Source organism: Paenibacillus etheri (assembly GCF_001012825.1).
GTDB lineage: Bacteria > Bacillota > Bacilli > Paenibacillales > Paenibacillaceae > Paenibacillus_AQ > Paenibacillus_AQ etheri.
In genome coordinates this window covers 1-25,422 of the sequence record NZ_LCZJ02000021.1, presented here as the reverse complement: position 1 = coordinate 25,422, position 25,422 = coordinate 1, and the positions used below count along the sequence as shown (strand labels likewise).

The window sequence follows — 25,422 nt, the reverse complement described above, 5'->3', positions numbered from 1 at the left end:
CTCCTATTTAAATCGCCTCCGTCGATAATCCTTTTAAAAGGTCGGCTAGTTATACAATGAATATCCTTCCATTTCCTTTCCCATAATACAAGGAGAAGGGAGTCTGGTGCCATGACACGTGAACCAACGAATCCACCCAAACGAAAAAGCCGCTTCCGCCGTTTATTCCGGCTGCTGGTAGCCATGACTATATTGTTTCTACTGACCACGGGAGCTCTGCTCGGTTACCTATACCAAAAAGATCTTCCCCCTATTGGCGATGATGTGCGTTCCAAGCTACTCGACTCCAGGGGCAATATTCTTGCCACCTTCACCTCAGACGGGCGTAGCCGTGAACCGGTCAAATTAAGTCAAATTTCTCCCTTGCTCATTGAAGCCACACTCGCCGTCGAGGACCGTAAGTTTTACGAGCATTCCGGATTTGATATGAAGGGGATGGCTCGGGCTGTGCTCGTCAATTTGGAAGAGGGAAACCGAACGCAAGGGGCTAGTACGCTAACTCAACAGCTCGCGAGAAATCTCTATCTATCTCACGAGAAGACATGGACGCGCAAGGCCAAAGAAGCCTTGTATACGATGCAGCTCGAGATGAAATACAGCAAAGATGAAATCTTGAACATGTATTTAAATAACATCTACTATGGTCATGGTGCCTATGGCATTGAAGCAGCCTCTCAGATGTATTTTGGCAAATCTGCAGCAGACTTAGACTTGGCAGAGAGTACCATGCTAGCTGGAATTCCAAAAGGACCGACCTATTATTCGCCGTACAATCATTTAGACAACGCTAAAAAACGCCAAAAAATCATTTTGACCGTCATGACTAATTTAGGAGAAATCACACAAGAAGAAGCGGGGCAGGCTGTTCAGAAGGACTTGAACTTAAAACCACAAGGCCAGAAAGATACCACTGTGGCTGCACCTTATTTTAGAGATTATATCCGCAATCTGGCCACAGAATCTCTTCACATCAGCAGTGATGAGCTGGAACAAGGGGGACTAAATGTTTACACTACCCTCGACCCTGACATGCAGCATGCAGCAGAACAAGCAGTCGACAAAGAGATGGATCAAAATAGTGATCTGGAGACTGCTCTTGTATCCATCGATCCTCGCACTGGCTATATTAAAGCAATGGTCGGCGGGAAAAATCATCGTACTAACCAATACAATCATGCGCTGGCCACCACACGTCAGCCTGGCTCGTCCTTTAAGCCGGTCATGTATTTAGCCGCACTCTCTTCTAAAGAGATGACTGGTCTTTCCGTTTTCAAAAGCCAGCCAACGATGTTCCATTATGATAATAATCGCAAAACCTACCAGCCTCGGAACTTCGGGGATAAGTATCTGGGAGAAATCAATATGCGGCAAGCCATTGCAGCATCCGACAATATCTATGCTGTGAATACAATCATGAAGATCGGCGCAGATAAAGTGAGCGAGATGGCAGCCAAGATGGGCATTGACAGTCCGCTTCAAAGCGTGCCGTCACTGGCACTCGGCACCTCACCGATCAGTCCGCTAGAAATGGCTGCGGCATTTGCTGTTATTGGGAACAGTGGTCAGAAAATTCCAACCACAGCCATTCTAAAAATAACGGATTCCAATGGTATGGTGCTGTATGAAGCACCACAGCCAAAGGGTGAAGCCGTCGTAGAACCTTCCGCCGCCTATGTACTGACCCGTTTAATGGAGGGGGTATTTGAGACTGGGGGAACGGGAAATCGCGTAGCTTCTATAATTAAACGTCCGGTAGCCGGCAAGACCGGAACTACCGATACAGACGGCTGGATGGTAGGCTTCACCCCCGAGCTATCCACTGCAGTTTGGGTTGGATATGACAAGGGGCGCGATATCTCAACTACCGATGGTAGACGCGCAGCTCCAATTTTCGCGGAGTTTACTGAAAAAGCGTTGGAAAATATCCCACCTAAGATTTTTCCCATTCCAGATGGCGTGGTCAGCGTATACATCAATCCGCAGTCCGGAAAGTTGGCTACAGCAGCTTGTCCCGAAAAAGAGCTGGAGACTTTCATTAGTGGAACTGAGCCCACCGAATATTGTGATCAACATGGCAAAGCACCCGCCGCCGATGATGTACAAAGCAAAGTAGATCCTGCTGAAGAAAATCGTTCCCTGTGGAAAAATATTAAACGCTGGTGGTTGAATTAACCTCTTCATCTAATGAAGAGGTTTTTCTTTTTTATTACTTATTTATTGTAGAATCCATAGGATGGCCAAACTCGATTTTCACTTCTCCCGCAAAGGATGTAACCGCTTCATTAATTGTATTCACCCCATTCTCTTAACTCACAATTACTGCTATAATAGTTAGTAGCAACCAAAATATAAAGATGTAAATGAGGGACATGGGATGAAGGATACAGGCATGATCCGGAGTTTAGACAGTCTTGGGAGAATTGTGGTTCCCGCAGAAATCCGTATGACTCGTAATATCGACATTGGTGATCCTATCGAATTTTTTATATTAAACGATAACACCATCATACTCAGGAAGTACACCTCGACAGAATGTACGTTTTGCAGAAGCCACGACCATGTCACCTACTATAAAGAGCAATTTATTTGCAGTAGCTGTCTAAAAGAAATTGCCGATCCTGAACGCATGTCTCAAGTGACTGAGGCGCGCCAAGATTTTGCAAGCGAAGTGTCAGAGCACAGCAGCACGATCCGGAAGACGAAGACAGAAGATATGTGCCAACGCCTGGAGCGGGCCATAGATGATCATCCATATGCCAATCAGAAAGAGCTTGCTGAAATCCTTGGAATCAGTCAAGCCAGAGTAAGTCAACTCAAACGCAAACTTAGTACGGCAGGCAAATTGTAAACTAATTCATTGTGTTCAATTCAAAAAGGCTTCGACCTTCCTATTTAGGATGTCGAAGCCTTTCTTCTGTTGTATCAGGTAATCTTGACCGAGTAGTTGTTTCCTACTCGGTCAGTGCAGCCTTAAGCTCATCGGAGGACGCAGTCCACCATGCCTCATTATGCGAGATCAAGAGGGATTTTAGGGCAGCTTTTTCAACTGCGCCAAGCCCTCCTACATCGATTTTGCGTTTTAGCGCAGCATCCAACTTATTGACATGCTCGGCGAGAATTTTCCAACCGCGACGTGCTTCCGTATCGATCCACATTTCGCAGGCCGTTATACCTCCATAGAATTGACTATCCTGGGTACGGTCCACCGCTACCCATACCACCCAAACCTGTCTACCATTAGGTACATCTTCACGGTTCATGGAGAATTTAATACCCTTTTCAACTTTACTCTTGGCATGCATGGCACCGATATCAATGACTGCTTCACCGCCATCAATAATGACAGGCGATACGTTATTGAGCTCAATAGAGCCTGCTCCAAAGCCTTTATGTTTACTTTTGGCATTCACAATATTTAAGGCAATCTGTTTCTTGCCCTCCGGTTGTATGTTGTCCACGAGTGCACACCCTTCCTCTTACGAATAATTTAATTTTAGCTAATAATGCGGCGATTGCAAACATATACATCCCGTAGATGCTTGTCACGGGAGGAATCATACTATGAAGTCACTGTCATTAAGGTACATCATCATCTTTGCGACCCTGGCCGCCCTCGTGCTACTAGGAGGTATATGGGTCTATTCAGGGGATAACTCCACAACTTCTGTTACTAGCTTTGTTTCAAAAGAGGCCAAGTCCTCAAGTGGCACGGCTCCTGCAGCTGCACCACAGCAAACTCTGCCTGATAGCGCCCCCGTTCCAGCAGAAGAGGCATTAAGTCAACGCGTTGTTGAGTATCACATCGATGTTCAGCTTGTTCCTGATACAGAAACTTTAATTGCTTCTGAAACGGTAACCTGGACACATCCCGGTGTTAAACCAGTAAGTGATCTATATTTTCATATGTATCCAAATGCTTTTGCTTCACCAGATACTACCTTTATGAAGGAGTCCGGAGGAACGCTCAGAGGTGACACCATGCCAGAGAACGGCTTCGGAAGTATGACATTAACCGATCTGCGCACAACAGAAGGAACGTCACTAATGCAAAGAGTGCAATTTGTACAACCCGATGATGGTAACGTCAACGATAAGACACTCCTAAAGGTACATCTCCCACAGCCGGTTAATGGTGGAGAAAGTGTCACGCTGAAACTCCAGTACGAGGTCCAGCTCCCCAAAATATTTGCCCGTATGGGCGCATCAGGCAATTTCGTGATGGCTGGGCAATGGTTCCCTAAACTTAGTGTATACGAGACTATGGGCACACGTGGGGTTAAGGAAGAAGGCTGGGATTTGCATCAGTATCATGGCACCTCTGAGTTTTACAGCGATTTTGGCATCTTTAATGTAACGATTGCAGTTCCTTCCGACTATACGGTAGCTGCGACCGGATTTCCTGTGAAGAATGCCAAGCTGAAACAAGATCAAAAAATATATCAGTTCTACGCTGACGATGTCCATGACTTTGCTTGGGCGGCTTCCCCTGATTTTACAGTAGCAGAAGAAGCCTTCTCTACGCCAGAAGTGCCTGGTGTACGGATTAAGGTGTATCTCGATCCATTACACAAAGACTTAAAGGAACGATACCTTCAGGCCGCTAAGGCCGCTCTGACCTACTTCAGCAAATGGTATGGTCCTTATCCCTACTCGACTCTGTCTATTATCGTTCCGCCTAAAGAGGGCAACGGGGCTGGAGGAATGGAGTATCCTACACTCATTACAGCGTTTGGAGCCACAGACTCTTCTCCTGACACCTCACTTGAAAGAACCGTCGTTCATGAAATTGGCCATCAATACTTCTACGGTATGGTAGCCAGCAATGAATTCGAGGAGGCTTGGTTAGACGAAAGCTTCACCTCTTATGCTGAAGACAGACTCATGGAGCAAGAATACGGCATCAAAACGAATCTCCCTCTTCAGTCCAGCTTGGTGACCAAATCAGAGCCGCTAAATTTAGAAACATGGAAATATGCCGGAGCAGAATCCTATAGCCGAAATGTGTATATCCGCGGAAAGCTAGTACTTAAGGATATTGAACGCCAAGTAGGCGCTAAAGCAATGAACAGCATCATGTCTACTTACGCACGTAAATTCCGTTTCCAGCACCCCACTACGTCTGATTTTCAAAAAGTCGTTGAGAAGGTAACCAAAAAATCGTGGCAGCCTTATTTCGAAGATTATATTTATGGTGGTGGTGCTCCTGATTTCTCAGTAGATACGATTACGATTAAAAAGAATGGCAACAGCGATGCTCATAGCTACGAATCCATCGTGAAAATTAGAAACAAAGGGAGCCATTACGTTGACGTTCCCATTAAATTCACATTCGCCGATGGCTCTGCGACAGAGCGGGTTTGGAACGGTGAAGGAGCAGAGACTACCTTCCAGTTGTTAAGCGATAAGCTTCTCCTCTCTGCTGAGATTGATCCTGAGCATACCGTTCTTTTAGAAAACAAACATCTTAATAACTTCAGACTGGCGGAAATAGAGCCCAAAATCCTCTCCCGCTGGACGTTAAGTGTAACTAAACTAGTTGAAACCGTGCTCGGAACTCTTGTCTGGTGAGGTGAATGATTGTGAGAACATCGATAACCCGCGGCTGGCAAAGCATGAAGGAGCAAATTTATATTCTGATTCTGCTCTTCATCTACCGACTGCTCTGGGGCTACTTTATGTACGGCTTCATCCGGTCTGCTATCGTTCCAATTCTAATACGCTATCCAGATAAAGACGCTGGAGGCAGCGGAATGGGCAGACTACTCTATTACGTCGAAGGGCAGTTCAGCTTGAACACAGATCCTGCGATACGTACTTGGTTATGGATGTTCCTAGGGCTTGTAATCTTGCGACTGCTACTCTCCCCCTTCATAAGGGCAGGATTACTGCATGAACTCCATCAGGAGCGAAAAGGAGAGCGTGGCCTGTTCTTTTTTCCCGGCATGAAGCTTTATGGATTGCCAGTGTTTATCTTTAGTCTAATCGAATGGGTAATGGCTCTACTTCCGTTATATTGGCTTGCTCCAAAAATGTACGGGCTATTCTTGTCCTCTTTTCTAGACTACTCTTTGTTACTACATCTAGTTCCATACGTATTGGCATGGCTTATATACATCTTTATCGTGCGCCTGTTCCTTCTATATATGCAGTTTGGTTATACCGGCGGCACGGGGATGTTCTCCTCCCTATTCATTTGTTTGAAGTCGCTGATTCCAGCAATAGGCATTTCAATCATACTTGGCGCAGCAGGCCTGATCCTTTTGCTAGTGTGCGGACTAACGGGTATCTCCTGTCCTGGTCTACCAGCACTTCTTATTCGTCAACTTTCATCACTGCCCTCAACACTCTTCAAAATGTGGGGGATTTCCGCTCAATATCATCTATGGCGCAGTAAAGCATTTCCACAATAATTCGAGTCATTACAGCACATAATATAAGAGTCCCGGTTCCTGAATCAGGAGCTGGGACTCTTTTGCGTTATAGACAAATCATGAGGATTTGCAAAATCGTAAAGACTTTGTTACAATAAGTCCTGTTCCATTGGTAACAAGTTTGTAATCATTTGAAACGATTTCTACATAACTTCATGTATTTGTCGTAGTCTTGTCGATAAGTCACTATCTGGTGCATAAAACGCCGAATTCCTTGCACCGGGAAGTGGGGGAACCATATTTTGGGTGAATTGATCTCGCTTTGCAGTGATCATAGGGGAACCTTCTACCGAACCCTTAAGCTAACCTCACAGGCATTGGAAGGGGTACAATTTTTTTGAAGAATTTAAGAAAAGCATGCGTCGCTGCGGCGCTAGGACTTGTAATGGCGTTCTCTATTGGTGGAGGAAGTGCCTTTGCAGACTCTAGGATGGACAGTGTTATTTCAAAGACTATTGGAGTTGCCTATAAAACCGGAGGCACTAGCACTGCCGGGTTTGACTGTTCTGGATTTACTACGTATGTATTCAAGAAGGTGGGTCTTTCTTTGCCCCGTACTTCAAAAGCTCAATATAGTGTCGGAACTCCTGTAGCCAAAAGCAAATTGCGTTCAGGTGACCTAGTTTTCTTTAACACATTGGGCAACGGCGTATCCCATGTCGGCATTTATGTTGGAAACGGAAAATTCGCACAATCATCATCTTCATATGGCGTGACCATCACTTCACTTAGCCAGTCCTACTGGGCCAATCGCTATGTTGGCGCTAAAAGAGTAATGAGTACTTCCTCATATCAAGCTGTAGCCTACGATTAATACTTCCTCACAACTATAACCTTACAATTACATTATATAGACCTGGGTTTGATTATTGACTTAATCGAATCCAGGTTTTTTTGCCTTATTCTATTCTTTACACCACTAGAACGGACTTTAAACACTTTTATTTGATAAAAATTTCAATAAATATAAAAATTAGTTTAATAATATCGCTTACATATGCATTTTGTTTTAAAAAAAACGAATTTTTCTGCATGATTATGTTAAAAACGATTGCCAAGCGGCACTCTGTTTGTTACAATAACTGCAGTAAGATTTTAGTAACATTTTTGTAATCATTAAGTTATTATTTACAAAGGTTTTGTCATGTATTGATTACAAGCTATTCCTAATCAACAGTATCAGCCGAGTTTCCTAACTATTAGGAAAACGGGGGAACCAACTTTGGGTGAATTGACCTCCATTTTTAGAGGGGTCATAGGGGACCTTCAACCGAACCCTTAAGCTAACCTCGTAGGCATCCGGAAGGGGTATAAACTTTTGAAGAAGAAGCTAGCAGCAGCAGTACTTAGCTTTTCCATTATTTTCACCATCGGAGCAGGAAGCGCTTTCGCGGATTCCAAAATGGATAAAGTGATTGACAAGACCATCGGAACTAAGTACGTATCCGGCGGCATCTCCACAAATGGATTTGATTGCTCCGGATTTACAATGTATGTATTTGATAAAATTGGTATCAATCTACCACACCAATCAGGTTCCCAGTATCAAATGGGTACTGCTATCTCCCAAGATGATTTAAGATCTGGAGATCTTGTATTCTTCAATACAAGTGGTAAGGGTGTCTCCCATGTCGGTATTTATGTCGGTGAAGGCAAGTTTGCACACGCTTCTTCCTCACGCGGTGTAACGGTTAGCTCCCTGAGTGATAGTTACTACGTGAAACGCTACATCGGCGCTAAACGGATTATGAGCACGGATGCTTATCATTCTGTTGCTTCTGAGACAGAAGATAATGATGATGTTCAATAAGTAAATCGTACATAGGCTCTTTTCCAAGATGTTGATTCTTGGGGAAGAGCTTGTTTTTTTGTCTTATTTAATATTTACCCCTCTCAGAATTTGTAAAACATTAATCCTCATAAAGTTTCTGAGTCGACCATCCCTCTTTTTGTATATAATTAGTTACAAGGATAAACGTCTTCCGGGTCCTTATAAGGACAATAAGCGTTTTAAGCGAGAAATTTAAGACATATAATATTGTGTGAAACTTATACTTTCTTATATTTTAAATTTCCCCCCCGTGAAAGGAGGTCTTTGACCTTATGATAAATCCCTCCGTTACTTTTCATGTAGCACCTATGGAGACCAGTCACGCGGAAGAGATTTGCAACTGGGATTACACTCCCCCTTATAATATTTACGGCTGGATGCCGTGGGGGCAAATGCAGGCTCTTGAAATCGAGTTCGGTGACCCCCAGTTACGGAATGAGCAATATGTCTCCATATTAAATGGGCAAGGAGCTTTATGCGGGTTCGCGCAATTGTTTCCGATGGAAGGTGTTGTTCGCTTGGGGATTGGCATGCACCCTGATCTATGCGGTCAAGGTCTAGGAAAATTATTCATGGATGCAATCGTGAAAGCAGCCTTGATTCGTTATCCTGAGCGTGAGATTGATTTAGAGGTATTGACCTGGAACCAGCGGGCAATCCGAACTTATCAAAAGTGTGGATTTACGATTACCGATACGTATGAGCGTCTGACCCCCACAGGAAACAAACCTTTTTATTGCATGGTCTATGACAAATAATATTAAATTCCAAATTTTTCATTGTATTGATAACATTATTGTTCATTTTTTTGTCACAAACCCTATGATAACGCTTCACCTTGAGCTATAATGTAGGGAGCAGCTTACATAGAAGGGACGAACTGGGATGCAGAAATGGATCATGAGCGGTTTGTTTTTTGCCGCCTGTGCCTTTGCGGTAGTACTTATGTTTACACTTCCAGGTAAAGAAGAGGTAGCTGAACAGAATAAGCCCACGATGCCGGTAGTTCAATTGGATGCGGCAAAGGCGGAAGCAACCGTGAAAGCCAGCTGTATCACCTGTCATGGCGATCAGCTTCAAGGTGGAGTTGGACCTAATCTTCAAAATGAAGGCGGTCAGCATGATGCTGAAGAAATCTACAGTATCGTCACTAAAGGACGCGGTCAAATGCCTTCCTTTAAAGAAAAGCTAGCCCCTGAGGAAATTGCAAACGTCGCCCTCTGGCTCTCAGAGAAAAAGTAACTACCTAAGCAACTAAAAACGCCCGTGCCAGGAGATAGTTCACTATCTGCGCACGGGCGTTTATTTATGAGTTTGGGTATACTACCGATTTTTCTCAAAGGCTTCATTAAATTCATGTACCTCTCGAATATCTAGAGCTGTAATACCGTCTTCCTCGTTTGATTTCAGTCGTAGAGTCACTGTCTTATAATCAATCGTAATATGTGGATGGTGATCAAAGGCTTCTGAAATGGTAGCTACTTCATCAACGAAAGCAATACCCTTCATATATTGGCTGAACATATATTTTCGCACCATGGTATTGTCTTCCAGCTTCCAACCTTCCAGCTTGCTGATCTGTTCACGCAGTTCTTCTTCCGTAAATAACAATTCGTTTCCTCCCTTACTAAAAATTGCAGTAAAATCCGCAGTTCCCTTTACTTGTCTTATTCGTTAAACAAAACATCCCTTAGCTTCTGAGGTCCAAGGGATGTGCCAGGATAAAGGCAATATTTTCGATTAAATGTATTCAAGAATCCCAGCGATTATAACTCGGCTATACTAATTTTAACACGGGCTACTAACTACGGGCAAATTACGCCTCGCCGCCCCCCTCTTCTTAAATCAAAACAACAGAGGCTAAATCCTCTTCTCCGACTAAAATGTTAATGCGGTGCGTGTCCTTATCGTAGATGATAACGCCGCTCCCCACCTCAATCATAGGTTCATTACCCAGCGCGAAGAAAAGATCCTCAGCCAGCGCCTCCCATACCTCCAGCTTGGATTCCTGCGGCAATTCTTGCCACTCTTCCGGATCCATTTCAAAAAATAAGTACCCGTCGGAAATTCGTCCGACAGCCTCGGTCAAATCCGTTAGGATTTCACCGTAATCTCTACCATGCTTTACACCCACATGTATCACTCCGTTTTCTCCACAGATGAATAATTACTTACCTTATCCATTATAGCCGAAAAAATGACTTCACAAAAAACGGAATGATGTCGATAAATAAGAATATACGTTATTCGGTTTCGAACAGAGTGCCTTGCCGCTGTTTCAAGGATGATATACGCGGCTTTGTCGGAACACATCTTATAATCTCATGGACGAGGTGCATAATGGAAATTTCAACAATACTCGGTTTAATTTTTGGTCTAGTTGCAGTAATTTGGGGTATGATCCTCAAGCACGCTCCTCTTCACGCTTTAGCCACACCCGCTGCTTACGTTATTATCTTAGTGGGGACGGCGGCCTCCATCTTTATGGCCTTTCCAATCTCGGAGGTCAAAAAGATTCCAAGTCTGTTTAAAATAATTTTTGTCAAAAAGAAATTAATCAGTAAATCCGAATTAATTACTATGTTCATGGAATGGGCTTCTATTACACGGCGTGAAGGTCTACTGGCTCTTGAGTCTAAAGTCGATGAAATAGAAGATAACTTCCTCAGAAATGGCATGCGGATGATTATTGATGGGAATGATCAGGACTTTGTCCGTGATGTTCTCATGGAGGACATCCACGCCACAGAGGATAGACATAAAGCGGGCGCACTCATTTTCACACAAGCAGGTATGTATGCTCCTACACTTGGCGTGCTCGGGGCTGTTATCGGACTTATCGCCGCTCTGGCTGATATGAGTGATATGAACAAATTGGCTGCAGCAATCGGGGCTGCCTTCATCGCAACACTACTCGGTATCTTTACAGGTTACGTATTATGGCATCCTATTGCCAATAAGCTAAAACGACTTTCCAAACGTGAAATTGAAGTTCGAATGATGATGGTCGAAGGTCTATTGTCTATACAATCCGGTGTATCCACTATTGCCATCAATCAGAAGCTTGCTGTCTTCCTGACACCTTCGGAACGAGCTAAGTTAAATGATGAGAAGGAGAGTGGATCGGGTGAGCAAAAAGACTAGACACGAAGAGCATGAAGAACACGCCGATGAATCGTGGCTACTGCCTTATTCTGATCTTATGACCCTTCTGGTAGCCTTGTTCATCGTAATGTATTCTATGAGTGCAACGGATGCCAAAAAATTCGAAGAGATGAGTCAAGCCTTCAGTTCCGCTCTTAATGGTGGTACAGGTATTCTTGAACAGCGGGCGGCAATGCCATCTAAGACTCAAGAGGATTTAGGAAAAAATGATCAAATGGATAAATCAGTAGCTAAGAAAAACGAACAAACAGAAATGGCTAAGCTGCGGCAAAAGGAACAAGAGGATTTAGAGAAGCTTAAAAAGCAGTTTGATCAATATATCAGCAAGAACGGTCTAACCGATCTTCTCAGTACTAAGCTCAATCAGTCTCAGCTCATGATTACGATAAGCGATAACGCGCTGTTCGCTTCCGGACAGGCTGTAGTTAAAGATGATTCTCGTCAATTAGCAAAGTCCATCTCAACCATGCTGCAGCAATTCCCGGATTATGATGTAGTCGTACAAGGACATACCGACAATATCCCTATCTCTAATAGCAATTATTCTTCCAACTGGGACCTGAGCGCGGATCGTGCCCTTCACTTTATGAAGATCTTGCTAACGAATACGAATCTGAATCCACGGAAATTTAGTGCGATTGGATATGGGGAATACCACCCCATTTCTGAAAATACTACAGCTGTTGGACGAAGTAAGAACCGCCGGGTTGAAGTATCCATTATTCGTAAATATCAAGAAACCAAAGAGTTCTCAGGTATCGCTCCTTCCGATGACTGATGGTTATCCTATTAAAGCATAAAGAGCTGTCCCAAGGTCTTAGACCGATGGAACAGCTCTTTTTTTGATAAACTGTATTCATGCCTAGACCACTATCTCTTCTAGACTACAGAAGTTTGTAGTTCAGTGTAGCTCCAAGTTCTTGCTTCTCTTCAGCAGACAACTCACGCCATACTCCTGTTTGTAATGCCCCTAGACGAATATTCATGATCCGAATTCGTTGCAGCTTTCTAACTTCGTAACCAAAAGCACTACACATACGGCGGATCTGACGATTCTTACCCTCTGTCAAAATAATACGGAACACACGCTCTGTAATACGGGTGACCTCACAAGGTAGCGTCTTCTCACCTAATATCTTCACACCACTGGACATGCCGGTAATAAATGATGGCGTAATTGGTCTGTCTACAGTAACTACATACTCTTTTTCATGCCGACCTTCGGCCCGTAAAATCTTGTTAACGATGTCCCCATCATTGGTAAGCAGAATCAACCCTTCCGAATCCTTATCGAGCCGCCCAATCGGGAATATTCGCTCATGATGACCTACAAAATCAACAATATTCCCCTTAATATGCTGCTCTGTAGTTGAAGTAATACCCACTGGCTTGTTTAACGCAATGTAAACCGTCTGGCTTGATGTTTCAAGCGCTGCACCATCTATTCTCACATCATCGCCGGGAACGGCCTGACTGCCAAGCACAGCAGGTTCTCCGTTGATCGTAACTCTACCACCTTCCACCAGCTTGTCTGCTTCACGGCGTGAACAGTAACCTGTCTCACTGATGAATTTATTAATTCTCACGTTGTCCTTCACTCCGTTCATCCTTAATATTAAGCCAAGGGGTAACCGTACCAGCTGCAGGCAGCTTGATCATAACGGTTGTCCCTTGACCCACTTCACTTTGTATCTCCAAATGACCCTTATGAGCCTGAATAATACGTTGGCTAATCATTAGTCCTAAGCCTGTTCCCGACTCCTTATTGGTGAAGAACGGTTCACCCAGCTTAGGCAACATATCCTTAGGGATTCCTTCGCCTTGATCTGAAATCAAAATAATGACAGAATCCAAGGTATTTCTTAACTCCATTGAAATCACACCACCATCAGGCATAGCTTCTATTGCATTTTTGACGATGTTAATAAACACCTGTTTTAGCTGGTTCACTTCACAATGTACGGTAGATGGATGTTCAGAGAACGTGGCACTAAACTGAATCCCAAACAAATGAGCCTGACTATCTAATAGAGAAACTACATCGCCAAGAATGTTTCGCACATCTTTTTCCTGGAAATGAACGGCTTGAGGCTTGGCCAAAATTAAGAATTCACTTACGATCAGATTAATCCGCTCGAGCTCGGACAACATCAGTTCAATATGGAGTGGGACCAAAATCTGTTTCTCTTGTTGAAGCTGCAGAAATCCCTTTAGCGTCGTAAGAGGATTACGAATCTCATGGGCTACTCCAGCAGCTAATTGGCCTACTGTAGTCAGCTTCTCAGAGCGTCTAAGCAGTTCCTCCATTCGATTACGTTCCGTCATATCACGTGAAACGTGAATAAAGGAATGAGGATACCCCTCTTCATCACGAATCACCGAGGTACTAACGCTAACTTCAACTATTGTTCCATCACGTTTAAGCCTAACGGTTTCAATTGGTGATAGAACCGCGCCACTCTTTAACGCATCAAGCCGCTCTTCCTCCTGCTTAAGCGCTGTCGCAGGCACAAGGTATGGCATATTGCCTAGCACCTCTTTAGCACTCCATCCATACAGTCCTTCGAAGGCTCTATTCGTACTAGTAATTCGGCCGTCCATATCGATCGTATGTATCGCATCAGAGGTTCCGTTAATAACGGATTCCAAATGCTCTTTAACCGCTCGGTTCTCTTCCAATGTCTGTTTGAGTCGATTGGTGCGCTGCATGAGGTGAGCTGTCATAGCGTTGATTCGTAGTGCCAATTGCCCTAACTCATCCCGGCTAGTTACCTTAAGTGGAGGTTCAAACTTCCCTTTGGCTACATCGTTCACTTTGGCAAGTATCGCCTGAATAGGACGAGTAACAAATCCAGACAGTATGTAACTACATAACAAAAATAATGTAAGCAATAACAGTGACGTTGTCAGATTATTAATTAATTGTTCATAAACCACAGATGAAATCACGGAGTAATCCAAAACGACTCCAATCACATAAGCTTTCAGTCCAGGAGATTGGATAGGAATGTAGCTTTTAAGCACTCTTTTTCCAAGCACTTTCGACTCCCGTGTAACCGGCTTCTGCTTCTCCTGAGCCAATAGAATCGCTGCCCTATCCTGCTCGACATTACCATAAGTATAGGTGCCGTACTTAATGGGGCGATTACCAAGATTCTTATTCAATGCGTCACTGCCATCAGCCTTCATACTTGCTGAACCAAATGTTACTGGGTTAAATCCTGTGATTTCTAAGATCCCCGGATTAGCTTCTTTGGTCTGCGCTGCGATTTGATCAGGATTGGTGATTTTGACATAATCGCCAGCTGCAGTATTGAGAATAACAGGATTTATGATGTAATTGCTCTCTTCATCATGATAATATCCCCACTTCTCAATGAAATCGGGATTGTAGGTTGAATATTCAAATGGGCCTGACCAAAAGTGATCCAGAGCCTGTCCATAACCCACGGATACCTCCTGATTATCGAATAACTCCAAAAAGGCCAGATACCAGTATCCCCAGTCCTTTGTGGACATCCCAATATCACTAGGTACCGAAGACCTTGCTACTACGACATCGTTATCAGTCTTAACCAGAATTGAAATATTAGACACGCCCACCTTGGAAGTTAGGGCCTTAAGTTCTTCATTCGTCACATTCTTATAGTCAGGGTCCAGTTCCTCGGAGGCAAAGATAGCCGCCATCCTTAAATTATGCGCAATTTGATATTCTACATAGTTAGAGCTATAGTTACTTTGTTCTACAGAAACGGCCATTTGCATAGCGGTTAGTTGCATATTATTAATGCTTTCATTCCGTAGATTGTTTTGGGCGGCATAAAGGTTAAATGTCAGGTTCAGTGCTAAAATTAGCAACACCGCCCCAAAAATAATAGCAGATAGTTTTGTCTTTATGGACAAACCGTTTTTTCACCTCTTATCCACTGGTAAATCCTTGCGGGGCCTACAATAAACATCATACCTTTTGCCTTCACATTTGAAAAGACATTTCAATGAAGCATTCCAATTCAAGGAATATTGAAATTCAAAAGGTCTTTCTCTACAATATACAAGTATAAATGCTTTCAGCGTCTATATAAGGACGGGAAGCGTTTAAGCGCTAAATATAAGGATAAAGTATAGTGTGAAACTTATATTTTAAGAAACCATCCACAACTTATGCACATATAAACAATTTATTATAGAGCGATGTGCACAAAAATGTGTATAAGTAGGCGGTTATCCACAGACTTATGCACATTTTGTTAAGAACGAATATTTGTTCGTTGTACAATGGATATAAAGAAAGGGAAGATGATCTTGAATATTAAAGCAGGTGAATCGCTAGATGATATGGGAGTGGTTCATGAACATTGGATGAGGCAGGCGATATCAGAAGCCCGCAAAGCTGAAGCATTAGGGGAGGTTCCTATTGGGGCGGTAATCGTACGTCATGGTGAAATTATCGGACGCGGGTATAATTTAAGAGAAACAACAATGGATTCTACAGCTCATGCAGAAATGGTTGCCATTCGGGAGGCCAGCAATGTCATGAACTCATGGCGACTGCTGGATTGCCAGCTGTATGTTACTTTAGAGCCTTGTCCAATGTGTGCTGGAGCGATTGTACAATCAAGAGTACCCCTCACTGTGTATGGCACTCCTGATCCTAAGGCTGGATGTGCTGGGACCCTCATGAATTTGCTAGAAGAGCCGCGGTTTAATCATCGTACCGAAGTCGTTCAGGGGATTTTACAAGAAGAATGTGCAGACCTACTGACCTCATTCTTTCGCCGTTTACGTCAAAAACCATCGAAAGAAGAAAAAGGAGAAACCTGAAATGACCCTTACTTTATATCATACCTCGCAAGGCATCTATATTTCTCCGCTAGAGCTAAAGGATACAGAGAACTTACTGGAGCTGCGTTTGAATAATCGGTTGACACACGAACCATTTGAACCAAAACGCGATGAGCAGTTCTACACTTTGGAGAGTCAACAACGGATCATCAATCAGCGTCTGGAGGATGCTCTGGAGGACAAAGCCTATATGTTCGGTGTCTATCTGCTTGATGGACAACTAATAGGTCAAATCACGCTATCTAATGTCTCAAGAGGTGTAGCTCAGTATGCTGACTTAGGTTATTTAATGGATCACCGGATGCAGGCAAAAGGTTACATGACCGCTGCGGTCGGATTAGCTCTAGGCTACGCTTTTCGAGCCTTAGGCCTTCATAGGGTGCAGGCAGCCATCTTATTGCATAATGAGGCTTCCAGGAGGGTGCTGGAGAAGAGCGGATTTAGACCCGAAGGCGTCGCCCGCCAGTATCTAAAAATAAACGGTCAATGGCAGGATCATCAAACCTACGCAATATTGGCCGAAGATGTGCTACCGGATGAACATAAATAGCTTTCTACTGACTCGTTCAGATTAAAAATCTTATTCTTCTGATACAAAAAGACCCGCATGGGCGTATATGATACGCACATGCGGGTCTTTCTCTCGTAACTTCTTAATTAATAAGTCCCCAAGCTACCGAATTGTTCCTCTAATTGATCCATTGTAATTACATCATCGCCTTGAGGAATGCCAATCTTGAACTCTGGCTTCTCGTTAATCTTTTCATATTGACCCGTTCCGTTTATAGAGAAGGCTACGTTCGTGCCATCTTCCGGATCATTTACTTTAATGTCCATCAATAGATCCTGATACACAGGGAATCCTTCTTTATTGATCGCTGTATTGTAGTGGAACTGATTAATCGTAAGATACTTATCAAGATCGGCCAAGCTCTTATCGAATTCTGTTCTAGTTTCACTTGATGTGATCTCTTCTTTAGCCTTAGCCAGATCAGCATCTTTAATCTGCAGCATCTCCTTGTATTCTTCCTTACTCACAATATCAATGATTTTAGGCAGGGCATTATTCACAAAGATGGTGATTGCTTCTTTAACATTATCGTTCGTCACTTGGAACTGAACGACTTGTTTAGCTTCAACACCCTCTGGTAAATTCGCTTCCTTTGGACTAAGCTCATTAAAATACTTTCCTTCATCATACTCAGCTAGTACAGTGTCCATCACTTCATTAGAGAACTTTTGCATTTTCTGCGTATCAAGAGCGCTTGGATTAAACTCAGCACCCTCTTGCTCTGCCAAAGCCTTCAGATCCACTTCTACAAACTTATTAACGATTGTCTCTGGAATCGGGAAGAACGGAATCGATGGAACCTTAACATACAACTTCTCAGTGGTCATCACCATAGGGACATTGAAGCTCATGCTCATATCGCCCTTGAGATTCAGAACCATAGTTAGCTCTGTCTGCATTGGATCAGCTTGATAAACCCCGTCAATAGTAATATCAGCGTTCTTAAGCATGCTGAGTACCTGTGTGGTCATTGCAGCAGATTCAGCATCAGCGGTCTCGATGGTTAGATCATTGATCGAGAATTTACTCTTCATCTCATATGAAGACATCGCGGTCGCTTTTGTAGCGGCTGATTTTAAAGCCTCTTTTGGCCCCTCCTGTTTACTTGCACATCCCGGCAGAATTACTGCTGCTGTAAGCAACAGTGCAGCGGCCGATAAACCCCATTTTTTGTTCATTATTTTTCTCCTCTCCCATGTAAAAAAAATCTCCCCCCCTTATGATAAACTATTTGTAAAAATCAAGAAACACTTCTTTATAATTATTATTGTTTTTATTTGTTATCCTTGCGGATTATGATGGTCAACATGATTAGCCTGCTTCACCTTTTTAGAGCCAGAAAGTGGCTCTGGTGCAGAAGAATTATGCTCCTTTCTACGCTCGCCATCGTTAGGCTGTGCCCCGGGAACTGGAATACTTTTTGGCTTTGACATTGTTCATTCCTCCTAAGGATTAGTCATGTTCTGTAGAGCCTGAGCACATTCATGAATTTGCCTTGTATATTGCTGTGCTAATTTCTGCACTGCATCACTACGCTCATCAATATGAATTCCACTCTGCTCCACATCAAGCAGATCAACAGCGACTTCCCTGCTATCTACATACTTACAGCGAAAATCAAGTGAGTAACCTTGACGCCCAGCAGCATTGAAATGAATAAGCAGACTATTCGGATCACCTTCGTCCGCTAGTACATTGAAACTGTCCCCATCCTCCATTAATGCAGGCAGACGTTCTTGCCAAGCCGTGACAAGATTATGCTGATCTACTTCCAATTGTCTGTCCATAATTATGATCATCCTCCTTCTCTAATACATTGCGGAGAAATCAATCTTTTTATTCTCAATGGACTTAGGTACATCAAACAATAACTAAAATCGTACTAGTTCAAGCACAACAAAAAAACCGTCCCCAGAGGAGACGGTTTCTATCTACTTATTTCTTAAAGTTCATAAAGGAATGGCGGAGAGGATGGGATTCGAACCCATGTGGGCTTGCACCCTAACGGTTTTCAAGACCGCCCCGTTATGACCGCTTCGGTACCTCTCCAAATGCATATAAATTTCACATGCATTAGTAATTATAACATATAGATCGGAGAAAAAGCAACTTTTTTCTTAAATAGCTTTAGGTTGGATCGATTTCACGTTGCGCATATACGGTTGTAGACATTCCGGAATCAGCACACTACCGTCTTCTTGCTGATAATTCTCAAGAATTGCTGCAACAGTACGTCCAACAGCCAAAGCAGATCCGTTCAGTGTATGAACAAATTCAGGCTTGGATTTTGGATCTTTACGGAAACGAATATTAGCCCGACGCGCTTGGAAGTCCTCCGTATTCGAGCAAGAAGAGATTTCACGGTACATTCCACTCTCAGGTAGCCATACTTCCAAATCGTACGTCTTAGCCGATGTAAAGCCCATATCAGCTGTACATAGCCCAAGTACACGATAAGGCAATCCCAGAAGCTGCAGCACTTGTTCAGCATCTGCTGTCATTTTTTCTAGCTCCTCATAAGAGGACTCAGGTGTAGTAAGCTTCACCAGCTCCACCTTGTTGAATTGATGCTGACGAATCAAACCGCGAGTATCACGGCCCGCTGAGCCCGCCTCAGAACGGAAACACGAGCTGTATGCTACATGGTACTTAGGTAGGTCTGCTGCTGTCAAAATCTCTTCGCGATAGTAGTTCGTTACAGGTACTTCCGCAGTAGGAATCAAATAGTATTCAGTGTCACGTAGCTTAAACAGATCTTCCTCAAACTTAGGAAGTTGTCCTGTTCCGTACAAGCTGTCTTTATTCACAATGTAAGGTGGCAGCATTTCTTCATAATTATGCTCACCACTGTGGAGATCCATCATAAAGTTAATTAGCGCCCGCTCTAGACGTGCTCCCAATCCTTTATAGAAAACAAACCGAGATCCCGTAACCTTAGCCGCAGCTTCAAAATCAATAATATCGAGCTGCTGTGCAAGCTCCCAGTGTGATTTTGGAGTAAATCCAAGTTCTTTGGGCTCCGACCAGCGACGCAATTCAACATTATCATCCTCGGACTTCCCTACTGGAACTGAATCATGAGGAATATTCGGAATACTCATAGTAAGTTCGGCAATCTGAGCTTCTAGTTCACGTACTTCGTCATCGAGCTCTTTAATTCGGTCAGATACCGTACGCATTTCTGCAATTAAGTCATCTGCTGGCTCACCATTCTTTTTCTTCTTCGCCACATCACCCGATACCGTATTGCGACGGTTCTTAAGACCCTCTGTTTCTTGCAGTAATTCACGTCTGCGTAGATCAAGTTGTGGAAAATCAGCAATCAAATCCAGTGATTTACCCCGTTTTTCTAAGGCTTGTTCAACTCGCGCGTAATCACTGCGTAATACTTTTACGTCTAACACAAAGTTTCCCTCCTGAAAACAGCCTAAACTCTTTCAAATTGCTGCTTACAGCTTTGAAAGAGTCAGGATGTTCTTATATGCGATTCTGTTGTTGCACTTGCTTAGTAGCCTCTACCATATCAGCAAAATATTGATGCAGTCTGAAATCATCGGTCAATTCTGGATGAAAAGAAGAAACCAGTAGGTTACCCTCACGCGCAGTTACAATCTCATCATTATAGACTGTAAGCACATCTACTCCCGGACCTACCTCGTTGATAAGCGGTGCACGTATAAAAACAGCACGCACTGGCTCATCAATTCCTTTTACCTCCAGATCACATTCAAAGCTTTCCCGTTGACGACCGAATGCATTCCGAGCCACCGTAATATCCATTAGCTCCAAATGCCCTGGTTCGCCGCCAGCAATTCGTTTGGCCAGAACGATCATACCCGCGCATGTTCCAAAAATCGGCTTGCCCTGATTGGAGAAATCACGTATAGCTTCGATGAAGCCGTATTTTCTCATCAGCTTACCAATCGTTGTACTCTCACCACCGGGGATAATGAGCCCATCAACCTCCTCAAGCTGCTCTACTCGCTTGATAGGTACGCCCTCTGCTCCGGTCTTCTCTATACTAACAATATGCTCCGTAACAGCGCCTTGAAGCGCCAGCACTCCTATTTTCATCCGGGAAACCTTCTCTCTATTAACGGCCACGCTCCGACATACGTTCAGCCGGGGTTAGAGTTGCAATATCAATCCCCTTCATTGGTGCACCAAGGTTCTTGGATACTTCTGCAATCAGTTTGTAATCAGTATAGTGTGTAGTGGCTTCAACAATCGCACGCGCAAATTTCTCAGGGTTGTCCGATTTAAAAATACCTGAGCCTACGAATACACCATCCGCACCCAGATGCATCATCAGGGCAGCATCGGCAGGAGTAGCTACACCGCCAGCAGCAAAGTTTACAACCGGTAGTTTACCAAGCTCATGTACTTCAAGCAGTAGCTCGTAAGGAACTCCCAGGTTCTTAGCTTCATTATATAGCTCATCCTTGGACAAATTGGTTACTTTGCGGATTTGACTGTTGATAAAGCGCATATGACGTACTGCTTCAACAATATTGCCTGTTCCTGGTTCACCTTTCGTACGGATCATGGATGCACCTTCGTTAATACGTCTCAAGGCTTCACCCAAGTCTTTGGCTCCACATACGAATGGAACAGTGAACTCACGTTTATTAATATGGAAGACTTCATCAGCAGGAGTAAGGACTTCACTCTCATCCAAATAGTCAACACCCAAGGATTCCAGGACCTTTGCTTCTACGTAATGGCCAATACGAGCCTTAGCCATAACAGGGATACTTACCACTTTGATAACCTCTTCTACAATTGTAGGATCGGCCATCCGTGCTACACCGCCAGCCGCGCGAATGTCAGAAGGTACGCGTTCCAAAGCCATAACAGCTACTGCACCAGCAGCCTCAGCAATTTTTGCTTGTTCTGCATTCATGACGTCCATAATGACGCCGCCTTTTTGCATTTCTGCCATGCCTCTTTTAACTCGCGATGTTCCAGTTTCCATGTCCTAGCCCCCCGAATGATCTATCTTAATCTAACTTGTAATTTTACCCCAATGAAGGGAAATATACAATCCACTTACCCGGATTTAACGCATTTTTCGACGTTAAATTCATTAGAACAAGTTTTTGATCCCAGTAAACAAATCGCCGAAGAAATCTCCAATGGCTCTAAGGAATAACTTAAACCAACCAGCCTTCTCCGCTTCTTCAGCAGTAATCAGATTTACCGTCTTCTGCTGAACATCAGACATGCCTTCAACTTGGTAGGTATAAGTGACCTTACCCACTTTAGCAGATGGTGCTATAGGAGCAACTAAGGTTGCTGGATCATTTATTTCAACGGTTGTTTTAATTTGAGGGGACGTTGTTCCCTTAGGGACCATAAAAGATACTGCTTCATCGGTAACTACAGGCACCTCTTTATTTTTCCCTTTGAGGACTGGCACAGTTTCGTTGCCGGCTATCACTGCTTTAGGGGCTACGACCTGTTTGATTTCAAAATTATTAAATCCAAAATCAAGTACTTTCTTCGTCTCTGTAAAACGGTGTGGCTCTGTATTAGCCCCCATTACTACACTTATCAGACGCATGCCATCACGTACAGCTGTCCCTGCAAAACAATATTTTGCTCTAGCGGTATGGCCTGTTTTCAAACCATCCAATCCCTCATAAGCATACGCCTTAAAATTCTGGATACTCTTGTTAGCTTCCAACATCCAGTTAAAGTTAATCATTGGTGCAGTATCACGTTCACGGAACTTATACGACTGAACCGTTGTAAATCTATTAAAATCAGGATGATCAGTAACGATATATTTGGCAAGAATAGCAGCATCCATCGCTGACATTACATTTTCTTTATCATCGGTTGAGCGGTATTTCTTGGGCATGTCAGCTTTGTCTAATCCAGTAGAATTAACAAAATAGGCAGTTTTCATCCCCATCTTCTGGGCAGTCTGATTCATTAGCTCTACGAATTCCAATTCTGATCCCGAAACTAGTTCTGCCAAAGCTACTGTAGCATCATTTGCAGATCCGACAGCCATTGCTATGTACAGCTCTTCAACCGTATGCTCGTCATTTTCCGCTAGAAAAATACGTGATCCAACCTGTTTAGACGCATTTTCCCCTACTATGACTTTTTGATCCCATGAAAGCTGTCCAGTCTTCACCGCTTCTGCTACAAGATACTCTGTCATCATCTTAGTCATACTTGCTGGAGGCAAAGCCTCATCTGCATTCATAGATAGAAGAATCTCACCTGTTGTTGGTTCTATTAGAACCGCTGACTTCAAATTTAGACCCAGTGATTCCACAGAAGGGATCTTTATTGCTTTCTGAGTTGTCTGGGTTGCAGTACCAGCTTTTATTGTCGTAGTCGTACCTTCCTCAGCGAATGCCGGAAGTGGAGTGGAAACTAACATATTTAAAAGTAGACCTACTGTGACTGTCTTAATCATAAATTGCTTACCGTTAAATTTCTGCTTGTGCTTCAATGATTACTACTCTCCTTTAAACCTCATATCAATAGCTTGTTCTATTCTAACACAGGGGTACCCGCAAAAAAAGACAGACAGGACGAAATAGTCCTGTCTGTCCAAAAAATAGTCTTTCTAGTCCATTACACGGAATAGTTTGGCGCTTCTTTCGTGATTTGCACATCATGTGGATGGCTTTCGCGAAGTCCAGCACTTGTGATGCGAATGAAAGAAGTATCATTCCGAAGTTCTTCAAGTGACTTGGTCCCACAGTAGCCCATACCCGAACGCAGTCCGCCAATCAATTGATGAACGGTATCCGAAAGAGGTCCTTTAAAAGCGATACGACCCTCAATTCCTTCAGGAACAAGCTTCTTATCGTCATCTTGGAAATAACGATCCTTACTACCTTGTTTCATGGCACTCATACTGCCCATACCACGATATACTTTAAACTTACGGCCTTGATAAAGCTCAGATTCTCCTGGGCTTTCTTCAGTACCCGCAAACATACTTCCCATCATTACTGCATGGGCACCAGCGGCAATGGCCTTAGTAATTTCCCCAGAGTACTTGATTCCACCATCAGCAATAATAGGAACTCCATACTCACGAGCAACTGTCGCACAATCATAAATGGCTGTAACCTGTGGTACACCGATACCAGCGATAACGCGTGTTGTACAGATAGAACCCGGTCCAATACCTACTTTAACTACAGAAGCTCCTGCTTCAATTAGTTCACGGGTTGCTTCACCTGTAGCCACGTTACCAGCAACAATCGTAAGATCAGGATACAACTCACGAATTTGGCGAACGGCTTCAATAATATTAATATGGTGACCATGTGCAGAATCGACAACGATCAAATCAACACCTGATTTCACTAATGCTGCAGTACGCTCGAATGTATCTTTAGAGATACCAACAGCTGCTCCAACCAGCAAACGGCCATGTGCATCTTTCGCTCCGTTAGGGAACTGAATAGCCTTCTCGATATCTTTAATTGTGATTAGGCCCTTAAGAATGTTATTCTCATCCACCAGCGGCAATTTCTCAATCTTATGACGTTGCAAGATCCCTTCTGCTTCTTGTAGTGTCGTACCTACAGCAGCAGTCACGAGATTCTCATGCGTCATAACTTCTTTAATTGGAATATTAAAGTCATGAATAAAGCGTAAATCTCTATTAGTTAGAATACCGACCAGTTTGTTGTCACTATCTACAATCGGTACTCCGGAAATGCGGTATTTACCCATTAGTAGTTCAGCATCAGATACTAAATGTTCTGCTGAAAGAGAGAAGGGATTAGTAATTACTCCGCTCTCGGAACGCTTCACACGATCCACTTCTTCCGCTTGCTGCTCTATAGGCATATTCTTGTGAATAATCCCGATACCACCCTCACGAGCAATAGCAATGGCCATAGCCGCTTCTGTGACTGTGTCCATACCTGCACTCATAAGCGGGATGTTCAACTTCACATTCTTACTTAGAACTGTAGTCAAATCTACTTCCTTCGGCAGTACCTCAGATTTACGCGGAACCAGCAGCACATCATCAAAAGTTAGACCTTCTTTACCAAACTTATCTTTCCACACCTGGGTCATTCCTCCTCGGTTGTTTTTAAATTATACCCGCCTACAAACTTTATAAAAGAAGAACCTTCGACTTTAAGTCCATTCACGACAGACATCTCTGTACATCTGGAAGTAGAACAAGTTCATATCTTCAATTTAGGTTTGTGATGCTTGTCCAAAAATATATTATTGCCATCTTAGCAAAGGGCATTTGGACTGTCAAGAACATTACATCATCAGAGTAGGTATTGAAAAAACGACTCCCGAGTAAGCGAATTATTGGACGTTAGTCCGTGCTGAGTGGACAATTTAGTGTGTAAAAAATTAACAATAGGCCTCTGTCCACTTCTAAGCCAACGCTTATCTCCATCATAGTATCTCAAAATAAAGCCTAATGAATTCTCCTTTTACATAACAAAAAGACCACTGTCGATGACTCAACAGTGGTCTTGCGTGCTTGGCAACGTCCTACTCTCCCAGGACCCTTCGGTCCAAGTACCATCGGCGCTGGAGGGCTTAACGGTCGTGTTCGGGATGGGTACGCGTGGAAC

Annotated in this window: 25 protein-coding genes, 1 tRNA gene, 1 rRNA gene and 2 riboswitches; of the genes, 12 read left to right on the top strand and 15 right to left on the bottom strand. The window is 43.5% G+C overall.

Features of this window, described 5'->3' with window-relative positions:
- Window positions 1-111: 111 nt before the first annotated feature.
- Window positions 112-2,172 carry a transglycosylase domain-containing protein gene (locus UQ64_RS12975; protein WP_060623895.1) on the top strand — a complete coding sequence of 687 codons (2,061 nt, stop codon included), beginning with the start codon at window positions 112-114 and terminating at the stop codon, window positions 2,170-2,172.
- A 202-nt stretch (window positions 2,173-2,374) separates the two neighbouring features.
- Window positions 2,375-2,848: an AbrB/MazE/SpoVT family DNA-binding domain-containing protein gene (locus tag UQ64_RS12970; protein WP_060623894.1), complete on the top strand. Its 474-nt coding sequence runs from the start codon at window positions 2,375-2,377 to the stop codon at window positions 2,846-2,848.
- 103 nt (window positions 2,849-2,951) lie between these two features.
- Here UQ64_RS12970 and UQ64_RS12965 read toward each other — a convergent pair whose 3' ends face one another.
- Window positions 2,952-3,458, bottom strand: a complete 507-nt coding sequence (locus UQ64_RS12965) for a YwhD family protein (protein WP_042183958.1) — start codon at window positions 3,456-3,458, stop codon at window positions 2,952-2,954.
- Between the two features lie 103 nt (window positions 3,459-3,561).
- Between UQ64_RS12965 and UQ64_RS12960 the strand changes: the two genes are divergently transcribed.
- The 6 genes from UQ64_RS12960 to UQ64_RS12935 all read left to right on the top strand — a co-directional run bounded on the left by UQ64_RS12960 (window position 3,562) and on the right by UQ64_RS12935 (window position 9,504).
- The gene (locus tag UQ64_RS12960) at window positions 3,562-5,568 is read left to right on the top strand and encodes a M1 family metallopeptidase (RefSeq protein WP_060623893.1); all 2,007 of its coding nucleotides are present in this window, start codon (window positions 3,562-3,564) and stop codon (window positions 5,566-5,568) included.
- 11 nt (window positions 5,569-5,579) lie between these two features.
- Window positions 5,580-6,410, top strand: a complete 831-nt coding sequence (locus tag UQ64_RS12955) for a hypothetical protein (RefSeq protein WP_156417539.1) — start codon at window positions 5,580-5,582, stop codon at window positions 6,408-6,410.
- 214 nt (window positions 6,411-6,624) lie between these two features.
- Window positions 6,625-6,763: riboswitch (cyclic di-AMP (ydaO/yuaA leader) on the top strand.
- Window positions 6,764-6,816: 53 nt separating this feature from the next.
- Entirely contained in the window at window positions 6,817-7,245 is a 429-nt protein-coding gene (locus UQ64_RS12950) for a C40 family peptidase (protein WP_060623911.1), read from the top strand.
- A gap of 357 nt (window positions 7,246-7,602) precedes the next feature.
- A riboswitch (cyclic di-AMP (ydaO/yuaA leader) is annotated at window positions 7,603-7,744 on the top strand.
- A 5-nt stretch (window positions 7,745-7,749) separates the two neighbouring features.
- Window positions 7,750-8,241 carry a C40 family peptidase gene (locus tag UQ64_RS12945; RefSeq protein ID WP_060623891.1) on the top strand — a complete coding sequence of 164 codons (492 nt, stop codon included), beginning with the start codon at window positions 7,750-7,752 and terminating at the stop codon, window positions 8,239-8,241.
- 293 nt (window positions 8,242-8,534) lie between these two features.
- Window positions 8,535-9,020, top strand: a complete 486-nt coding sequence (locus UQ64_RS12940; RefSeq protein ID WP_060623890.1) for a GNAT family N-acetyltransferase — start codon at window positions 8,535-8,537, stop codon at window positions 9,018-9,020.
- A gap of 127 nt (window positions 9,021-9,147) precedes the next feature.
- Complete coding sequence (locus tag UQ64_RS12935; protein ID WP_060623889.1) at window positions 9,148-9,504, top strand: c-type cytochrome; 357 nt, start codon at window positions 9,148-9,150, stop codon at window positions 9,502-9,504.
- Between the two features lie 81 nt (window positions 9,505-9,585).
- Here the strand turns inward: UQ64_RS12935 and UQ64_RS12930 are convergent, their stop codons facing one another.
- Window positions 9,586-9,873: a 4a-hydroxytetrahydrobiopterin dehydratase gene (locus UQ64_RS12930; RefSeq protein WP_060623888.1), complete on the bottom strand. Its 288-nt coding sequence runs from the start codon at window positions 9,871-9,873 to the stop codon at window positions 9,586-9,588.
- A 229-nt stretch (window positions 9,874-10,102) separates the two neighbouring features.
- Window positions 10,103-10,396 carry a hypothetical protein gene (locus tag UQ64_RS12925; RefSeq protein ID WP_060623910.1) on the bottom strand — a complete coding sequence of 98 codons (294 nt, stop codon included), beginning with the start codon at window positions 10,394-10,396 and terminating at the stop codon, window positions 10,103-10,105.
- A gap of 206 nt (window positions 10,397-10,602) precedes the next feature.
- Here UQ64_RS12925 and motA point away from each other — a divergent pair, with 206 nt between their 5' ends.
- Together motA and motB are read left to right on the top strand one after the other, a co-directional pair.
- A complete protein-coding gene (motA, locus tag UQ64_RS12920) occupies window positions 10,603-11,406 on the top strand; it encodes a flagellar motor stator protein MotA (RefSeq protein WP_042123206.1) in 804 nt (267 codons plus the stop codon).
- Entirely contained in the window at window positions 11,390-12,205 is an 816-nt protein-coding gene (gene motB / locus UQ64_RS12915; RefSeq protein ID WP_060623887.1) for a flagellar motor protein MotB, read from the top strand. Before motA ends, motB begins: the two co-directional genes overlap by 17 nt.
- Window positions 12,206-12,311: 106 nt before the next feature.
- Here the strand turns inward: motB and rluF are convergent, their stop codons facing one another.
- Window positions 12,312-13,013 (bottom strand): 23S rRNA pseudouridine(2604) synthase RluF, encoded by a 702-nt coding sequence (rluF, locus tag UQ64_RS12910; protein WP_060623909.1) that lies wholly within the window; start codon window positions 13,011-13,013, stop codon window positions 12,312-12,314.
- The gene (locus UQ64_RS12905) at window positions 13,003-15,330 is read right to left on the bottom strand and encodes a sensor histidine kinase (protein ID WP_060623886.1); all 2,328 of its coding nucleotides are present in this window, start codon (window positions 15,328-15,330) and stop codon (window positions 13,003-13,005) included. The genes rluF and UQ64_RS12905 overlap by 11 nt, the downstream gene beginning before the upstream one ends.
- Window positions 15,331-15,762: 432 nt before the next feature.
- Here UQ64_RS12905 and tadA point away from each other — a divergent pair, with 432 nt between their 5' ends.
- Window positions 15,763-16,248, top strand: coding sequence for a tRNA adenosine(34) deaminase TadA (tadA, locus tag UQ64_RS12900; protein ID WP_156417540.1), 486 nt, complete (start codon window positions 15,763-15,765; stop codon window positions 16,246-16,248).
- Window position 16,249: 1 nt separating this feature from the next.
- Window positions 16,250-16,819, top strand: coding sequence for a GNAT family N-acetyltransferase (locus UQ64_RS12895; RefSeq protein ID WP_060623884.1), 570 nt, complete (start codon window positions 16,250-16,252; stop codon window positions 16,817-16,819).
- A gap of 107 nt (window positions 16,820-16,926) precedes the next feature.
- Here the strand turns inward: UQ64_RS12895 and UQ64_RS12890 are convergent, their stop codons facing one another.
- The 10 genes from UQ64_RS12890 to rrf form a co-directional block, all read right to left on the bottom strand.
- Window positions 16,927-18,018, bottom strand: a complete 1,092-nt coding sequence (locus UQ64_RS12890) for a hypothetical protein (protein ID WP_060623883.1) — start codon at window positions 18,016-18,018, stop codon at window positions 16,927-16,929.
- Window positions 18,019-18,120: 102 nt separating this feature from the next.
- On the bottom strand, window positions 18,121-18,273 hold the full coding sequence (locus UQ64_RS12885; protein ID WP_060623882.1) for a small acid-soluble spore protein P: 153 nt from the start codon (window positions 18,271-18,273) through the stop codon (window positions 18,121-18,123).
- 12 nt (window positions 18,274-18,285) lie between these two features.
- Window positions 18,286-18,627 (bottom strand): hypothetical protein, encoded by a 342-nt coding sequence (locus tag UQ64_RS12880; RefSeq protein ID WP_060623881.1) that lies wholly within the window; start codon window positions 18,625-18,627, stop codon window positions 18,286-18,288.
- Window positions 18,628-18,800: 173 nt separating this feature from the next.
- Window positions 18,801-18,889: transfer RNA gene (locus UQ64_RS12875), tRNA-Ser, on the bottom strand.
- A 68-nt stretch (window positions 18,890-18,957) separates the two neighbouring features.
- A complete protein-coding gene (serS, locus tag UQ64_RS12870; RefSeq protein ID WP_060623880.1) occupies window positions 18,958-20,244 on the bottom strand; it encodes a serine--tRNA ligase in 1,287 nt (428 codons plus the stop codon).
- A 73-nt stretch (window positions 20,245-20,317) separates the two neighbouring features.
- Window positions 20,318-20,914, bottom strand: coding sequence for a pyridoxal 5'-phosphate synthase glutaminase subunit PdxT (gene pdxT, locus UQ64_RS12865; protein ID WP_060623879.1), 597 nt, complete (start codon window positions 20,912-20,914; stop codon window positions 20,318-20,320).
- A 19-nt stretch (window positions 20,915-20,933) separates the two neighbouring features.
- Window positions 20,934-21,815 carry a pyridoxal 5'-phosphate synthase lyase subunit PdxS gene (gene pdxS / locus UQ64_RS12860; protein ID WP_042123186.1) on the bottom strand — a complete coding sequence of 294 codons (882 nt, stop codon included), beginning with the start codon at window positions 21,813-21,815 and terminating at the stop codon, window positions 20,934-20,936.
- A gap of 111 nt (window positions 21,816-21,926) precedes the next feature.
- On the bottom strand, window positions 21,927-23,273 hold the full coding sequence (locus tag UQ64_RS12855) for a D-alanyl-D-alanine carboxypeptidase family protein (protein WP_060623908.1): 1,347 nt from the start codon (window positions 23,271-23,273) through the stop codon (window positions 21,927-21,929).
- Window positions 23,274-23,434: 161 nt separating this feature from the next.
- Entirely contained in the window at window positions 23,435-24,892 is a 1,458-nt protein-coding gene (gene guaB, locus UQ64_RS12850; RefSeq protein WP_060623878.1) for an IMP dehydrogenase, read from the bottom strand.
- 434 nt (window positions 24,893-25,326) lie between these two features.
- A 5S ribosomal RNA gene (rrf, locus tag UQ64_RS12845) occupies window positions 25,327-25,422 on the bottom strand; the annotation flags it as partial.

Coding starts and splice junctions, on each gene's coding strand:
- UQ64_RS12975 (WP_060623895.1), top strand. CDS start 112: ATGACACGTGAACCAACGAATCCACCCAAACGAAAAAGCCGCTTCCGC.
- UQ64_RS12970 (WP_060623894.1), top strand. CDS start 2,375: ATGAAGGATACAGGCATGATCCGGAGTTTAGACAGTCTTGGGAGAATT.
- UQ64_RS12960 (WP_060623893.1), top strand. CDS start 3,562: ATGAAGTCACTGTCATTAAGGTACATCATCATCTTTGCGACCCTGGCC.
- UQ64_RS12950 (WP_060623911.1), top strand. CDS start 6,817: ATGGCGTTCTCTATTGGTGGAGGAAGTGCCTTTGCAGACTCTAGGATG.
- UQ64_RS12940 (WP_060623890.1), top strand. CDS start 8,535: ATGATAAATCCCTCCGTTACTTTTCATGTAGCACCTATGGAGACCAGT.
- UQ64_RS12935 (WP_060623889.1), top strand. CDS start 9,148: ATGCAGAAATGGATCATGAGCGGTTTGTTTTTTGCCGCCTGTGCCTTT.
- motA (WP_042123206.1), top strand. CDS start 10,603: ATGGAAATTTCAACAATACTCGGTTTAATTTTTGGTCTAGTTGCAGTA.
- tadA (WP_156417540.1), top strand. CDS start 15,763: ATGGGAGTGGTTCATGAACATTGGATGAGGCAGGCGATATCAGAAGCC.
- UQ64_RS12895 (WP_060623884.1), top strand. CDS start 16,250: ATGACCCTTACTTTATATCATACCTCGCAAGGCATCTATATTTCTCCG.
- UQ64_RS12890 (WP_060623883.1), bottom strand. CDS start 18,018: ATGAACAAAAAATGGGGTTTATCGGCCGCTGCACTGTTGCTTACAGCA.
- UQ64_RS12885 (WP_060623882.1), bottom strand. CDS start 18,273: ATGTCAAAGCCAAAAAGTATTCCAGTTCCCGGGGCACAGCCTAACGAT.
- UQ64_RS12880 (WP_060623881.1), bottom strand. CDS start 18,627: ATGGACAGACAATTGGAAGTAGATCAGCATAATCTTGTCACGGCTTGG.
- pdxT (WP_060623879.1), bottom strand. CDS start 20,914: ATGAAAATAGGAGTGCTGGCGCTTCAAGGCGCTGTTACGGAGCATATT.
- pdxS (WP_042123186.1), bottom strand. CDS start 21,815: ATGGAAACTGGAACATCGCGAGTTAAAAGAGGCATGGCAGAAATGCAA.
- UQ64_RS12855 (WP_060623908.1), bottom strand. CDS start 23,273: ATGATTAAGACAGTCACAGTAGGTCTACTTTTAAATATGTTAGTTTCC.